The 13,709-nt window shown below is 71.6% G+C and carries 13 protein-coding genes; 7 read left to right on the top strand and 6 right to left on the bottom strand.

What is annotated here, in order from left to right:
* Positions 1 to 63: 63 nt before the first annotated feature.
* Positions 64 to 843 (bottom strand): PRC and DUF2382 domain-containing protein, encoded by a 780-nt coding sequence (locus VFZ92_RS00950; protein WP_330873705.1) that lies wholly within the window; start codon positions 841 to 843, stop codon positions 64 to 66.
* A 230-nt stretch (positions 844 to 1,073) separates the two neighbouring features.
* On the opposite strand from VFZ92_RS00950, the gene VFZ92_RS00955 reads away from it, so the two are divergent.
* Positions 1,074 to 1,490 carry a hypothetical protein gene (locus VFZ92_RS00955; RefSeq protein WP_330873706.1) on the top strand — a complete coding sequence of 139 codons (417 nt, stop codon included), beginning with the start codon at positions 1,074 to 1,076 and terminating at the stop codon, positions 1,488 to 1,490.
* A 7-nt stretch (positions 1,491 to 1,497) separates the two neighbouring features.
* Here the strand turns inward: VFZ92_RS00955 and VFZ92_RS00960 are convergent, their stop codons facing one another.
* Positions 1,498 to 2,082, bottom strand: a complete 585-nt coding sequence (locus VFZ92_RS00960) for a copper resistance CopC family protein (RefSeq protein WP_330873707.1) — start codon at positions 2,080 to 2,082, stop codon at positions 1,498 to 1,500.
* A 105-nt stretch (positions 2,083 to 2,187) separates the two neighbouring features.
* Positions 2,188 to 3,054, bottom strand: coding sequence for a hypothetical protein (locus tag VFZ92_RS00965; protein WP_330873708.1), 867 nt, complete (start codon positions 3,052 to 3,054; stop codon positions 2,188 to 2,190).
* Positions 3,055 to 3,287: 233 nt separating this feature from the next.
* Between VFZ92_RS00965 and VFZ92_RS00970 the strand changes: the two genes are divergently transcribed.
* Positions 3,288 to 4,265, top strand: a complete 978-nt coding sequence (locus tag VFZ92_RS00970) for a transcriptional regulator (RefSeq protein ID WP_330873709.1) — start codon at positions 3,288 to 3,290, stop codon at positions 4,263 to 4,265.
* A 12-nt stretch (positions 4,266 to 4,277) separates the two neighbouring features.
* On the opposite strand, the gene VFZ92_RS00975 is transcribed toward VFZ92_RS00970, so the two are convergent.
* Together VFZ92_RS00975 and VFZ92_RS00980 are read right to left on the bottom strand one after the other, a co-directional pair.
* Positions 4,278 to 5,150 (bottom strand): LuxR C-terminal-related transcriptional regulator, encoded by an 873-nt coding sequence (locus tag VFZ92_RS00975; RefSeq protein WP_330873710.1) that lies wholly within the window; start codon positions 5,148 to 5,150, stop codon positions 4,278 to 4,280.
* 141 nt (positions 5,151 to 5,291) lie between these two features.
* On the bottom strand, positions 5,292 to 6,032 hold the full coding sequence (locus VFZ92_RS00980) for a TetR/AcrR family transcriptional regulator (protein ID WP_330873711.1): 741 nt from the start codon (positions 6,030 to 6,032) through the stop codon (positions 5,292 to 5,294).
* Between the two features lie 55 nt (positions 6,033 to 6,087).
* Here VFZ92_RS00980 and VFZ92_RS00985 point away from each other — a divergent pair, with 55 nt between their 5' ends.
* The 5 genes from VFZ92_RS00985 (at position 6,088) to VFZ92_RS01005 (ending at position 11,289) form a co-directional block, all read left to right on the top strand.
* On the top strand, positions 6,088 to 7,047 hold the full coding sequence (locus VFZ92_RS00985; RefSeq protein ID WP_414719775.1) for an ATP-binding cassette domain-containing protein: 960 nt from the start codon (positions 6,088 to 6,090) through the stop codon (positions 7,045 to 7,047).
* Positions 7,044 to 7,823 carry an ABC transporter permease gene (locus VFZ92_RS00990; RefSeq protein WP_330873712.1) on the top strand — a complete coding sequence of 260 codons (780 nt, stop codon included), beginning with the start codon at positions 7,044 to 7,046 and terminating at the stop codon, positions 7,821 to 7,823. The genes VFZ92_RS00985 and VFZ92_RS00990 overlap by 4 nt, the downstream gene beginning before the upstream one ends.
* A gap of 442 nt (positions 7,824 to 8,265) precedes the next feature.
* A complete protein-coding gene (locus VFZ92_RS00995) occupies positions 8,266 to 9,954 on the top strand; it encodes an NAD(P)/FAD-dependent oxidoreductase (RefSeq protein WP_330873713.1) in 1,689 nt (562 codons plus the stop codon).
* A 253-nt stretch (positions 9,955 to 10,207) separates the two neighbouring features.
* Complete coding sequence (locus VFZ92_RS01000) at positions 10,208 to 11,056, top strand: helix-turn-helix transcriptional regulator (protein ID WP_330873714.1); 849 nt, start codon at positions 10,208 to 10,210, stop codon at positions 11,054 to 11,056.
* Between the two features lie 26 nt (positions 11,057 to 11,082).
* On the top strand, positions 11,083 to 11,289 hold the full coding sequence (locus tag VFZ92_RS01005; RefSeq protein ID WP_330873715.1) for a DUF397 domain-containing protein: 207 nt from the start codon (positions 11,083 to 11,085) through the stop codon (positions 11,287 to 11,289).
* Here VFZ92_RS01005 and VFZ92_RS01010 read toward each other — a convergent pair.
* Positions 11,276 to 13,558: an NACHT domain-containing protein gene (locus VFZ92_RS01010; protein WP_330873716.1), complete on the bottom strand. Its 2,283-nt coding sequence runs from the start codon at positions 13,556 to 13,558 to the stop codon at positions 11,276 to 11,278. The two genes, VFZ92_RS01005 and VFZ92_RS01010, sit on opposite strands and share 14 nt — an antisense overlap.
* Positions 13,559 to 13,709: the final 151 nt, after the last annotated feature.

Below are 13,709 nucleotides of genomic sequence, written 5' to 3' on the forward strand. Positions count from 1 at the left end.
AGCCGATGCCGGGGAGCGCCCCTGACCGGTGGCGAGCGGTCGCCACCGGCCGGGGCGGACGCCTCACCGCCGGCGGTCGTCCCGCGCGCGCTCGGTGTCGTCCACGACGTCGACGCGCTCCTTGCGCACCTCGCCGGCCACGGTGCGCTGCTCGGTCACGGTCTCCTTGCCGAGGCCGACGCGCTCGACCGCGACCGTCTCCTTGTCCACCACCGGGCGCTCCTCGTGCAGCACGACCTCGCTCTCCTCGGCGCGGAAGGCCTTGTCGCGCGTGCCCGCGTCGGCGGACGTGACGGGCTCGCGCACGACCCGGACCTCCTCGTGGGAGACGGGCACGGTGACGTTCTGCTGCTCGGTGACGGTGTGCTTGACGAGCCGGACGCGACCGGTCTCGACCTGCTCCGTGCCGACCTTCAGGTGCTCCTCGGAGCGGACCATGCTCTGCTCGTCCCGGCGCCCCGCGGACCGGTCCCGCCCGGCCGCCGACGCGCGGTCGCCGTCGAGCCGGTCGTGGTCGCCGCTGGCGGGCGTGGGCATCCCGTAGTACTCGTACAGGTTGGCCTGCTCGGCGTCGGAGAGCCTGCCGCCCGAGGCGTCGACCTCCGGGGCGTCCTTGACCTTCTGCTTCTCCACCGGCACGGTGATGTGCTTGTCCGACACCTTGGCGCCCTGGATCGGGACGAAGCTCTCCCGCATCCCGAAGATTCCGGTGTGGACGGAGGCCCAGACCGGCTCGCCGCTCTGCTCGTCCAACCAGACCTGCTTGACGGAACCGATCCGGTCACCGCGCGCGTCGATGACGTCGCACTCGTACAGGCGCTCCACCGATTTCTGGTCGATCATCGGACAACCTCTCTCCCGAATGGACTCTTCGTCTCGCCAGCTCTGGCTACCCAGGCCGGCGGAGTCGACTCGGGATCGACCCCAAGGCCACCCGGACGTGAACAAGATCGCCGGTCGGCCGACTGTCCGTAGTCGGCCACCCCCCTGTTCGAGGGCCACGCCCAGGGGATCGGACCGGGCTTCGGTCACAGCACTGGGCCGCGAGCGCGCCGGAGGGGATGATTCGGGGCATGTACGGCATCGGCTCGGAGCCGCGTCCCCAGTCGCGGAGGAGCACCAGGGTCCTGCGGGTCCTCGCGCTGTGCGCGGTGCTCGGGTGGATCCTGTTCATCGCGCTGCGGATCCACTCCGAGCCGCCCCCCGGCTCGGCGTCGCCCGCGGAGCTGGCGCGCGCGTACGGGTCCGCGCTGAACTCCGGCGACGCGGACGGGGTGGTGCCGCTGCTGGGCGGGCCGGTCACGGGTGACGAGGAGGTCGCGGACTACCTGGTCGGGCAGCCGCACGAGGGCAGGTGGCACGTGGCGGCGGTGGAGCTGGACGGTGCGACGTTCCTCGCCGTCAACGACGACCGGGGGCCGGTCGTGCACCTGCCCACCACGAACGACGACGGCCACTGGCAGGTCAACCCGCTGGTGTCGCCGCGTTGACCAGGGGTTACTCCGCCTTCTTGGTCCTGCCGAGGCGCGTGGCGGCGAACGCGCCCGCTCCCGCCAGCACAACGGCACCGATGATCCACACCGACACCGGGACGCCGCCGCCGTCGCCCTCCTCGGAGGCGGTCGACGCCGCGGGCGCGCTGGACGTGGCCGGGGGCGGGGTGGTGGGCGCGGTGGTGGTGGTGGGCGCGGCGGAGGTGGTGCTGGGCGTGGCCGCGGCGGCCAGCGTGAAGCGGAGGTCGGCGCCGACCTCGTCGCCGTCGTCGGACACCACGCGGTAGCCCAGGACGTACTCGCCCGCGGGACCGGTGGGCTCGACCACCGCGGTGACCACGGCCCCCGCCGCGTTCACCTGGGCCACGTTCCACGTGACCCCGTCCGGCCCGGTCACGGTGATCGGGGTGGCGGCCAGGCCGACCGGTTCGCTGAAGGTCAGCACGACCTGCGTCGGCGCGGTGGGCAGCGACGCGCCCGCGGCCGGATCGCTGCTGATCAGCTCGGCGTGCGCGAACGCGGGCGCGGCGGTGCCCACCAGCGCCAGGCCGGTCAGCAGGAGCGCGGCGCCTAGGCGTCGGAGGTTCATCGGCGGGCCTTTCGTGGTCCGGAGGCAGGGCATCCCCCCGGTAGTCGTACCAGGTGGCCGCTCGGTTCCCGAAGACCCGTTCGCGACGACGGCGAGGCGGGAGGACTACGTGAGGGTGTTCGGCACGTTCCGGTGCGGGCCGAAGTAGCCGACGTACACCTTGGCCGTCCCGCGGTCCGCGACGAAGTACACGCGGGGCAGCAGCGTGCCGCGTCCGACGCCGATCTTCAGGTGGGCCTCCATGAAGACCGCTCCCGAGGGGTCGTAGGCGCGGTCCACCGGGAACATGCGCTTCGCGCTCATCCGGCCGGACCTGCCGACGGTCTTGCTCTCGCTCATGGCGAGCTTCTTCGCGTTCGGCGGCCACACGTGCGGGTGGTGGGAGTTCTCGCACCACGCGCGGAAGTTGCCGGGGTTCTCCTGCGCCGCCAGCGCCTCGCCGTAGGCGTGCAGGGCGAGGAAACCGCGCCACGCGTTCTCCCCCCAGGTGCGCGACCCCGGCACGTTGTCGATCTTGTCCAGTTGCACGCACGCCTCGACCGGCAGGCTGAGGTGGTCGGCGAGGTGCAGGCGCGCCAGTTCCGCCGCGTGCGACGGCGACTCCGCGGTCACGGGCAGGTCGCGCGCCGGGGTGACCTCCTCGGGCACCAGGCCGCGGTAGACGGTGGTCAGCCTGCCCCGCAGCCTGCTGTTCTCCTCCTCCAGCCTGCGCTGGTCCCGCACGGCCTCCCGGTACCTGCGGTCCAGTTCGTCGAGCTGCTCCTGCTTCTCGGCCAGTTCGACGTCGGCCATCACCAGCAGTTCCTCGATCTCCGGGGGCTCGCGGGGCTCGACCGGGTCGAGCACGACCGGGTCGGCGGGCGGGGTCTGGGAGAACTCGACCTGTCTTCGCTCCGGTTCGGGGCTCCGTCTTCGGTCGTCCCGGTTCCGGCCCCGGAGGATCCCCCACACCGCTCGCGACAGCATCGCCATGGTCGCCACCCTCTTCGTCGTCGTCGAATGACCGCGATCAACCTTGCCACGCCGGGAACGGCGCTTCCGGGTCGTTTCCTTGACAGATCGGGGTCAGTCGCGCACCCCACGCGTCCTTCGAACGGCCGAGCCCGCTCGGGTGGTGTCGATCGCGGCGCGGACGTTCGGGCTACGGGATCCCTACCTTGGGAGTACCACTCGAGCGGCTCCGAGTATGTGAGCGAGGTTCGACCATGGTCGAGTTCGACACCGGCGCACCGGGGGACGACGCTTCACGTCCGGTGCACCAGCACAGCGGGATGGCCGAGGTGCGGCACGTGGAGTCGGCGACGAAGCAGTTCCGCGCCCTCGACTACCGGTTCGGCGGGGAGTCCTGCCGCGAGGCGGTCCTCACCCTCTCGTCGTGGAGCGAGCGGGTGCTCTCCCACTCCAGCACCACGGAGACCGTGCGGGGCAAACTGGGCTCCGCCATGGCGGACCTGCACAACCTCGCGGCGTGGACGTGCTTCGACTCGGCCGAGGAGGTCCTGGCGTGGATCCACGTGCGCCGCGCCTCGGAGTTGGCCGCGCTGGTGGGCAACCACGACCTGACCGCCAACATCCTCTACCGGACGGGGCGCTTCCACCTGCACCACGACGTCCTCGACGAGGCGCTGACGGCGTTCCGGCTCGGCGAGGTGACGGCGCGGAGGGCGGAGTGCGGGCTGAGCGTGGCGATCCTGTGCGTCAACCAGGCGTGGACGCACGCCAGGATGGGCGACAGGGACCTGGCGCTGACGCGGATGGGCACCGCGCGGGACGCCTTCGAGGCGGCCGACCGCGGTGCGCCGCCGACGTGGTCGGCGTTCTTCGACGAGGTCGACCTGGAGGCGATGACCGGGATCGTCTACACCGAACTGGCGCGCTCGGTCGACCCGGCCTACACGTCGTTCGCGATCCCGCCGCTCACCTCGGCCATCGCCAACTACCCGGAGGGGATGACCAGGAGCCGGGCGCTGAGCCAGATCGCGCTGACCCTGAACCACGCGCTGGAGCGGGACTTCGAGCACGCGGCCAAGGTCGGTCTCCAGGCCGTGGACTCCTCGGCGAAGGTCTCGTCGACGCGCACCAAGGACCGGCTGCGCGCGCTGCGCGGCCTCGTGTCCCTCTTCGCCGACGACGACATGCGCGCACTGGTCGAGCGGATCGACCGCTTCACCCGTGCCGCCTGACCGGCCGGCACCTCACGGCAGGATGCCGAGGGACTTGGCGTGCAGGACGGTGGCGAGCCGGTCCGCGGTGCCGAGCTTGCGGTACAGGTGCTGGAGGTGCCGGTGGACGGTGCGCGGCGAGATGTCGAGCCTGCGGGCGATGGCGTCGGCGGTCAGGCCCTCGGCGAGCACCGCCAGCACCGTGTGCTCCCGCTGGGTCAGGCGGTGGCGGCCCGCGTCGACCAACCGCACCACCGGCGCGATCGCGTCGTCGGGGCGGTACCGCCCGGCTTCGTCGAGGACGGCCGCCAGCGACGCGGGGGCCCGGTGGGGGTCGTGCGCCACGACCAGCAGGATCGGGGTGCGGGGCCCGCGCCGGACGAGGTGGTCGAGCAGCGCGATCGACGCGGGGTCGGCGTGGTGGACGCCGTCGAGCAGCACCACCGTCCCCGCGGGCCCGGACATCGCGTCCAGCGTCGCCGCCACGGCCCGGTGCAGCCGGTGGTGCTCCGCGTCGGCCACGCCCAGCGCCTCCCGCGCCCAACCCGGTGTGCGCAGCGACCGGAACAGCCCGCGCAGCAGCAGGTTCGCGTCCTGCTCCAGCTCCGTGAACTCCTCGGGGTTCCCGGTGGCGTGCTCGAACGCGTCCGCGAACACCCCGTAGGGCGACGACCGCTCGTCGGCGCGACCGCGCAGCACCGGCAGTTCGTTGCCGCCCGCCAGCAGCGCGTACGCGTCCAGCAGCCGCGTCCGTGCCAGGTCCGACCGCTCGGCGACCGGGACCACCCTCACCCCCGGCCGGTCGTCGCTCGCCAGCAGGCTCGCGAACAGGTCCGACGCCGCGTCGTGCTCCGCGGCGGTCGGATCGGGCAGGGGTTCGACCGAACCGTGGACAGCGATGCTCATCCCAGGCCCCCATCAGTTGTTCGACGGTCGGGCATAGCCATACCACCAGACACAGAGGGACCAGACGGGTGACAAATACGTGTTCGGGCCGACGAATCCGCCGGAGTGGGGAAAATGCCACGTCGCGCGACGGCCGGGCCGCTACCGCGTCGTGCGCTCGATGAGGGCCGCGACGCCGTCCAGGTACAGGTTCAGCCCGAACAGCCCGTCGACCTCCTCGTCGTAGGGGACGTCCGCGTCGAACACGCCGGAGGCGACCAGCTTGCTCAACGCCGGGAACCGCTCCGGGTCGACCACGGCCGCCAGCGCCCGCCCGTACTGCCGCCCGAACGCCTCCGGGTTCTCCTGGTAGCCCGCGGCCAGGTCGGTGCTCAGCCGCGCCTCGCCCTGGACGTAGGTCAGCAGCCCCATCACCACGCCGACCTTGGAGTCCTCCGACAGCCCGCTGTCCCCCAGCGCTCCGAGCGCCCGGTCGAACCAGGAGAGGTTGTTCGGACCGACCGGCGGTCCGCTGATGGGGAGGTGCACCACCCAGGGGTGCTCGCGCAGCGCGTCGAGCACGCCCCGCACCCAGACCGTCAGCGCCGCGCGCCACTCCAGCCCCTCCGGCAGCGCGGGCGCGGGCCCGATCGCCGCGTCGGCCATGAGCAGCAGCAGGTCGTTCTTGCTCTTCACGTGCCGGTAGAGCGCCATCGTGGCGTTGCCGAGCCGCTCGGCGACCTTGGCCATCGACACCGCGCCGATCCCGTCGGCGTCCGCGACCTCGACGGCGGCGCGGGTGATGTCGGCGACCGTGAGCGACGGTTTCCGGCCGCGCCGCGCGGTGTCGCGCAGCCCCCAGAGCAGGGCCACCTCGGCGGGCAGGTCGTTCTCCTCGGTCATCCGCTCCCTCTCGTCCGAGCCAGTCTAGGAAAGCCCCTTCCGATCGCTTATGCGTATGAGATACGCTTTTAAGCGTACGCACTACGCACAAGGGGGACCGGTGATCGTCGAAGCAGAGGGCCTGACGAAGCGCTACGGCGCGACAACGGTGTTGGACGGTGTCGACCTGCGGGTCGAGCGGGGCACGGTCGTCGCCCTGCTGGGCCCGAACGGCGCGGGCAAGACCACCACCGTCCGCATCCTGACGACGTTGACCAGGCCGAGCGCGGGCACCGCACGGGTGGCGGGCCACGACGTCGTGCGCGAACCGGCGAAGGTCCGCGCCACCATCAGCCTCACCGGCCAGTTCGCGGCCGTGGACGAGCAGCAGACCGGCCGGGAGAACCTGGTCGTGATCGGCAGGCTCATGCACCTGGGCCCGGCGGCCGGGCGCCGCGCGGCCGACCTGCTGGACCGCTTCGACCTCGTGGACGCCGCGGACCGGCGGGTCAAGACCTACAGCGGCGGCATGAGGCGCCGCCTCGACCTCGCGATGAGCCTGGTGTCGAACCCCGAGGTGATCTTCCTGGACGAGCCGACCACCGGCCTCGACCCGGTCAGCAGGTCGACCGTGTGGGACGCCGTCAAGGACCTGGTGACCTCGGGCACGACCGTCGTCCTGACCACCCAGTACCTGGAGGAGGCCGACCGGCTGGCCGACCACGTCGCCCTGCTGCACCGCGGGAGGGTCGCGGTGCAGGGCACCACGGACGAGGTGAAGTCACGGGTGGGGGGCCACCGCCTGACCCTCGGCTTCACCGCCGAGCCGGACGCCGCCCGCGCGGCGGAACTGCTGTCCGCCCAGCAGGTGGACGGCCCGCTGACCCTGGGCCTCCCGTCGGACGGCACCGCCGCCCACCAGCACCACGTCCTGGACACCCTGCGCGCGGCGGGGGTGCCGGTCGCCACGGTCGGCTCCCACCGCCCGACCCTGGACGACGTGTTCCTCGCGTTCACCGGTGGAGCGACCCGATGACCGCCGCGCACACGGGCTTCGCCAACGCCCTCTCCGACCACCTGACCCTGATCGGCCGCTGCGTCCGCCTCACCCGGCGCAACACCGAGACGCTGGTGATGTCGATCGCCCTCCCGCTGCTGATGATGCTGCTGTTCGTCTACGTCTTCGGCGGCGCGATCACCACCGGGACCGCGTACCTGGACTACGTGGTGCCGGGGATCGTCCTGCTCTGCACCGGCTACGGGGCCGCCTCCACCGCCATGGCCGTCACGAACGACATGACGACCGGCATGATCGACCGGCTCAGGACCCTTCCCGTCCGCGGCTCGGCCGTGCTCACCGGGCACGTGGCGGCCAGCGTCGTCCGCAACGCCGCGTCCACCACGATCGTCGTCTCCGCCGCCGTCGCCCTGGGGTTCCGGCCGAGCGCGACCGTCGTGGAGTGGCTGCTGGTGGCGGGCCTGCTGCTGCTCTACGTCCTTGCTCTCTCCTGGCTCGCCGCGGGCCTGGGCGTGATCGCGAAGTCGGTCGAGTCGGCCAGCGCGCTCACCTTCGTGATGCTGTTCCTGCCGTACCTCAGCAGCGCCTTCGTCCCGACGCACACCATGCCCGCCTTCCTCGGGAGCATCAGCGAGCACCAGCCGATCACCCCGGTGATCGAGACCGTGCGGGCGCTGCTGACCGGCACCCCCGTCGGCGACAACGGCCTGCTCGCCGTCCTGTGGTGCACGGGCCTGCTCGCGGCGTCGGTCGCGTTCGCCACGTGGCTGTTCCGCCGCCGCGCCGCGGCGTGACGACGAAACCCCTACGCGTCCCCCGGCCGCGGAGGGGGTCGCGGGGGAACGGGCGGTCGGCCATCACCCGGAGGTAGCAATCCGCGCGGGGCGGGCGCTACGGCATCAGGACGATCGCGCCCGCCCTCCGCGGGGCTCCGGGGGGCCTCCTCGGCCGCCACCCCGAGCTGTACCGGCTCGGGGTGGCGGAACCGCGTGATCGCATCCGATCCGAGACGCGACTCCGCTCCCCAACACCCTCCCACCTGCGAGGACAGCGACTGGAGACACCCGTAGAACACCCCTGAACGCGAATGATATTCACCAAAAAACGGCGTCATATAACGATGTTTTAGGGGTTAGCAGGGGTAGGAGTACTGCGCCGAAGGGAGGAATCTCAGTGGGGTGCCCTTACCGGAGAGCAGCCAGACAGGGGTTGCTCCGATCTTCGAGCGGAGTCGCGTTGACGACACAACGAAGTGACTGGGATGCCATCGTCGTCGGTGGAGGTCTCGGCGGCCTGACGAGCGCCGCGTACCTGGCCGCCAGCGGACGCAAGGTGCTCGTGCTGGAGCAACACGACTGGGCGGGTGGCAACAGCCACGTGTTCCGGAGGCGGAGGAAGTACGAGTTCGACGTCGGCGTCCACTACCTCGGCGACTGCGGGGAGGACGGGATCATCCCGACCGTGCTGCGCGGTCTCGGGGCCGAGGGCAGGGTGGAGTTCCACCAGCTCAACCCCGACGGGTTCGACAAGATCGTGATGCCCGGCCTCACGTTCGACGTGCCGTCGGACTGGGAGGAGTACCGGCAGCGCCTGGAAGCGGCGTTCCCCGACGAGGTCGAGGGGATCCGCGAGTACTGCGAGGTCGTCCGGGCGACCGGCGGCGAGCAGCACTTCGCGCTCGGCTGGGCGCCGGACATGCCGTTCGAGGAGATCATGGAGGGCACGCAGTACCTCCAGGGCTGGGGCTGGCACAAGCTGGTCACGCTGTTCGACCACTGCAAGCTCTCGACGCGGCTGCGGACCGTGCTGGCCGCCCAGTCCCCGAACTACGGCCTCGGCCCGACCGAGGTGTCCGTCGCGACGCACTCGATGATCACCGACCACTACATCCGAGGCGCCTACCACCCGGTGGGCGGCGGCCAGATGATCGCGGCCACGCTGACCGAGGTCATCGAGGCGCACGGCGGCGAGATGCGCACCAACTCCCAGGTGGACCGGATCCAGGTCGTCGACAACACCGTCAGGGGCGTGGTGCTGGAGGACGGCACCGAGCTGACGTCCCCGCTGGTGATCTCCAACGCCGACTACCGGCGCACGATCCTCGACCTGGTGGGGCCCGAGCACTTCTCGCCGGAACTGGTGCGCGACACCGAGGAAGCGTCGATGGGCCTGCCGTTCGCGACGGTCTACGTGGCGCTGGACCGCGAGCTGGACACGCGGCCCGAGGACGCCAACATGTGGTGGTACGCCGGGGACGACATCGAGCACCTGTACGAGAGCCTGCACAACGACGGGCAGCCGGAGGAGATCAAGCACCTGTTCATCTCCTTCGCCTCGCGCAAGGACGGCGACTCGCGGCACATGCACCCGAAGGGCCACTCGACGTTCCAGCTGATCACGCTGTGCCCGCCCGGCTACGAGGGCTGGGGTGTGGAGAGCGGCCCCGCCGACGGCGGGAAGTACCGCCGCGACCCGAACTACCTGGCCGAGAAGGAGCGCTTCACCGAGGCCGTCGTGAAGGCCGGTGAACGGGCGCTCGGCCCGTTCCGCGACAGCATCGTGCACCTGGAGATGGCGTCGCCGCTCACGCAGGAGCGCTACACCCGCTCGTCCGGCGGCACCCCGTTCGGCATGGCCAAGTGGGGCGACGCGGGCCAGCGGCCGGTGTTCGAGACCGGTGTGGGAGGCCTGTACGTCGTCGGCCAGAGCACGCAGTTCGGCAGCGGCATCACCGGCGTGATGGCGGGCGGCGTGGTGTGCGCGGGCCAGATCATCGGCAGGCCCCTGCTGTTCGGCGAGATCGCGAAGGGCTCGGTCGTCGGCAACAGGGAACTCCTGCCGGAGCGCCCGGCGGGCTGGGACCCGGTGGCCGTCTCGCGCGGCGCCGCCCGCGCCAACGCGCGCGGCCTGGCCACGCTGGCCTGACCGCACCGCCCCTCCCGTCCAACGGGGGACCGCCTCGGCGGTCCCCCGTTTCGGCGTGCCCGGCGTTCGGGCCGCGATTCCCCTCCCGCGGTGGAATCGCACCACCGGGTCCGCACGTCACCTGCGACTTCCCCGGCGGCTCCGGCGCGCGCTCCTGAATCCGTTTAACCAAGCCGAATCCTCATCCGATCCGGCGTCGTGGCCTGCTACTTTCCGTCATCACCAGTGACGCACACGTACCACGGAGGCCCCGATGACCGCCGCCATCCCCAAGCGGGTCGTCAACATCATCATCGGGCGCAAGCTCGAAGCACTGCGCAACGCGTGCTCGATGAGCCAGGCGGAGGCGGGCAAGCTGCTCGACTGCACGCAGAACAAGATCGGCAACATCGAGCGCGGCGAGAGCGGCGTCAAGATCCCCGACCTGACGACGCTGCTCGACGGCTACCACACCGACGCCCCCCTCCGCCACGACCTGCTCGACATGGCCCGCGGCCGGGAGGGCAGGTACTCCCCGAAGTCCCTGCGCGCCCGCTTCCACGGCACCATGCGCGAGGTCGTCGACCTGGAGAACAGCGCGCACTACCTGTGGCAGCACACCTCGATGACCATTCCGGGGCTGCTCCAGACCGAGGCCTACACGCGGCACCTGATGCGCTCGGTCCGACCGTCGCGAACAGCCGAGGCGATAGAGGAGGCGACGGTGAACAGGCTGGAGCGCCAACAGGTGCTGGAGAACCCCGACCGCCGGTTCTGGTTCATCATCGACCAGGCCGCGTTCGAGCGCATGGCCAACATGTCCGGCAGCAACGCGATTCGGCGTGGTCAGAAGGACCACATCGCTGGGATGATCGACCGTCCCAACGTGGAGGTCCAGATCGTGCCGTGGGAAGTCGGGTACTACTGGGGCCAGGAGTCGAACTACACGGTCTTCGGGTTCGACAGCGAGCCACCGGTCGAGGTGGTCCACGTAGAAGGGGTCAGGGACGGCAAGGTCACGGCCGAGGAGGAAGAGGTCGCCGACTTCCTCGAAGTGTGGGAGCAGCAGAAGGCCGCCGCACTGGGGCCCGAGCAGTCCCGCACCTTCCTGCTCGCGAGGTGACATCCAGGAAGGAACGTGACCCGCACATGACCGACACCCGCCCGACGCCGCGAGCCCCCACGATCTCCGGGTGGCGCAAGGCGACCTACAGCAACCCCGACCAGTCGTGCGTCGAGATCGGCCACCTCGGTGCCGCCGTGGGGGTGCGCGACACCAAGAACCGGACCGCGGGCACCCTGGCGTTCCCGAAGGGGGCCTGGGTCCGGTTCCTGTCGCAGGTCACCCGGACTTGACCAGCTCGGCGCGGCGCCGCTCGACCGCCGCGCCGAGTTCAGCCGGGTCGCAGGTCGCGATGTGGTCGCGCAGCAGGGAGTGCGCGAACCGGTACTGCCCCTCCACGTGCAGCAGCAGCATCCGGTCACCCGCGAAGCTCAGCAACGCCTTGCGGCGCAACGGCAACTCCCCCAGGACCAGCGGCCGGGACAGCGCCTCGGCCATGCCGGTGGAGATCATCTCGAACGGCAGCAGGTGCTCCCGCGCCGACGTCGGCGCGCTGAACAGCCCGATCAGCACGCCGGTCATCGGCCCCAGCACGGCCGTGGTGAGCGACGCGCCGGACCAGAACGCCAGCCCCGTCCCCACCAGCGTGCCGATCCCGCCGAACGGCAGCGCGACCAGCAGCCACCAGCGGCCCCGGCCCGCGAGCGCCGTCGACTGGTCGACGTGCAGCGCCCGCCACACCCCGAAGAACCCGCTGACGAACAGGCTCGTCGCGAGCCCCGCGAGCAGTCCGATCCCCAGCCCCACCAGCAGTTCCCGCGACGGACCCGTCCACACCATGACGGCGGCGGGCAGCAGCGACACCGCGACGGCCCAGTAGGGCGCGTCCTTCACCGCCTCCAGGTGGACGCTGGCGCTCAGCGCCACCAGGAACGTGATCACGATGACCGCGGCGAACGCGAGCGGCACCGGCAGCTGGTGCAGCAGCAGCCCGATCCACGAGCCGACCACGCCGAGCACCAGCCCGACCAGCGCGCCCAGCACCAGCCCGGCCGCCGCGGCGAGCAGCCCCCACGTCCTGGTGCCGTCCGGGCGCTTGAAGACGAACAGGTGCGTCACCAGGAAGTGGTTGACCACGATGACCAGCGCGGTCAGGCTCGCCCCGGTCAGCAGCCCGGACAGCAGGCCGAGCCGGAGTCCCACCACGGTGGTCAGCGCGCCGACGGCCCCCGCGAGCACGGCGGGCTGGACCCGTTGGAACAGCAGCCAGATCGGGGTCGCGGGCAGGAGTTCGAGCCACGCCACCCTGCTGGGCAGCCTGCCGCGCGCGACCAGGTCGTTCCACAGTGGACTCGCGGCGAGCCTGGCCAGGAACCGCAGCGAGCGGAAGGCGCGTTCCGGGGACGGCGCGGAGATCGACGCCGAGTCGCGCGCGACCATCTCCACCAGGTAGGTGTCGAGCAGGTCGCGCTCGTCACCGACGTGGACGTCGCGGCCGACCCGGCCCGTGCGGTAGGTGAGCGCCAGCAGGTCCAGCATCAGCGGCGTCTTCACGGTGTTCCACAGCTCGGGCTCGCGCTCCAGCGCCTTGCGCAGGCCGTCGAGCCGGGGGCTGACCGACTCCAGGTACTCCTCGACCTGGTCGCGGTCGAGCGGTTCGACCCGCACGGCGTGCTGCGAGCGCAGGGCCGTCTTCAGCCGCTCGTACTCCGAGATCCGGCTGGCGACCGCGATGCGCGGCACGGCGGACCGCTTGCCCAGCGCGTTGATCTGCTCCACGCAGCGGTCGCGGTCGTCGGGCGCCACCTCGTCCAGCCCGTCGAGCAGCAGCGCCAGCCTCCCCTCGGCGAGCCACACGCGGCCGACGGCGACGGGGATGCGGTAGTGGCGCTGGACCTCGCGCAGCAGCCACTCGACGAAGTCGTCGGGGGTGGCGGACCGACCGCGGTCCTTGGGCTTGAGCGCGGTCGCGGACCACGACGACAGGTCGACCAGCACCGGCACGGGCTGGTCGTCGTCCGCCCGCGCCCGGCTGAGCAGGTCGGCGCACAGGTCGACCAGCAGCGTGGACTTGCCGGAACCGGGGGCGCCCAGCACGAGCAGCACCTCCCGCGTCTCGGCGAACACCTCGGCGATCCCGGACGGCGGCTCGTCCGGGTCGGGCCTCTCACCGCTGTCGATCCGCGCCAGCACGGGGTGCGGCGGCGTCGTCAGGCCCAGCTTCACCACGATCTGCTCGGCGAACGAACCGTGCCTGCGGCGCAGCACCTCGCCCTCGACCCGACCCACCGCGTCCACCCGGTGCGACGGGTGACCGGGGCGCCTCGGGATGAACCGCACGCCCTGGTCGCTGCCGCGGTCCCAGAGCACGAGCCCGACCATGACCCCGGTGAGCAGGACGATCACGGGCCAGAGCCAGTCCACCACCGGCCCCAGCACCTCGGGGGCCGTTCCTCCGGTGGCCACGTTGATGGCGACCGGCAGCAGCCCGAGGATCGTCACGACCCCCACGACGACGAACGCGACTACCCGCACAGTCCTGGCCGCGGATCTCCACACCATGATCACCTCCCACGTCGGAAACCGACCGTAGTGGCGAACCGGCCATCGGTGGTAGGTGCGCGCGACTCGATAGCCCGATCGGCCGCTGCGCGCGGCCGAATCGGGCGGTCGACTACTACCCGGTCATTGTCGCCGGCCGCGTTCCGGCGAC

The sequence above is a fragment of the Umezawaea sp. genome, assembly GCF_036375055.1.
In the GTDB taxonomy this organism is placed as follows: domain Bacteria; phylum Actinomycetota; class Actinomycetes; order Mycobacteriales; family Pseudonocardiaceae; genus Umezawaea.

Bases quoted from the DNA above. Each gene is read 5' to 3' on its own strand.
- VFZ92_RS00950 (WP_330873705.1), bottom strand. From the start codon at position 843: ATGATCGACCAGAAATCGGTGGAGCGCCTGTACGAGTGCGACGTCATC.
- VFZ92_RS00965 (WP_330873708.1), bottom strand. From the start codon at position 3,054: ATGGCGATGCTGTCGCGAGCGGTGTGGGGGATCCTCCGGGGCCGGAAC.
- VFZ92_RS01000 (WP_330873714.1), top strand. From the start codon at position 10,208: ATGACCGCCGCCATCCCCAAGCGGGTCGTCAACATCATCATCGGGCGC.
- VFZ92_RS01010 (WP_330873716.1), bottom strand. From the start codon at position 13,558: ATGGTGTGGAGATCCGCGGCCAGGACTGTGCGGGTAGTCGCGTTCGTC.
- VFZ92_RS00975 (WP_330873710.1), bottom strand. From the start codon at position 5,150: ATGAGCATCGCTGTCCACGGTTCGGTCGAACCCCTGCCCGATCCGACC.
- VFZ92_RS00985 (WP_414719775.1), top strand. From the start codon at position 6,088: ATGAGATACGCTTTTAAGCGTACGCACTACGCACAAGGGGGACCGGTG.
- VFZ92_RS00970 (WP_330873709.1), top strand. From the start codon at position 3,288: ATGGTCGAGTTCGACACCGGCGCACCGGGGGACGACGCTTCACGTCCG.
- VFZ92_RS00980 (WP_330873711.1), bottom strand. From the start codon at position 6,032: ATGACCGAGGAGAACGACCTGCCCGCCGAGGTGGCCCTGCTCTGGGGG.
- VFZ92_RS00955 (WP_330873706.1), top strand. From the start codon at position 1,074: ATGTACGGCATCGGCTCGGAGCCGCGTCCCCAGTCGCGGAGGAGCACC.
- VFZ92_RS00960 (WP_330873707.1), bottom strand. From the start codon at position 2,082: ATGAACCTCCGACGCCTAGGCGCCGCGCTCCTGCTGACCGGCCTGGCG.
- VFZ92_RS00990 (WP_330873712.1), top strand. From the start codon at position 7,044: ATGACCGCCGCGCACACGGGCTTCGCCAACGCCCTCTCCGACCACCTG.
- VFZ92_RS01005 (WP_330873715.1), top strand. From the start codon at position 11,083: ATGACCGACACCCGCCCGACGCCGCGAGCCCCCACGATCTCCGGGTGG.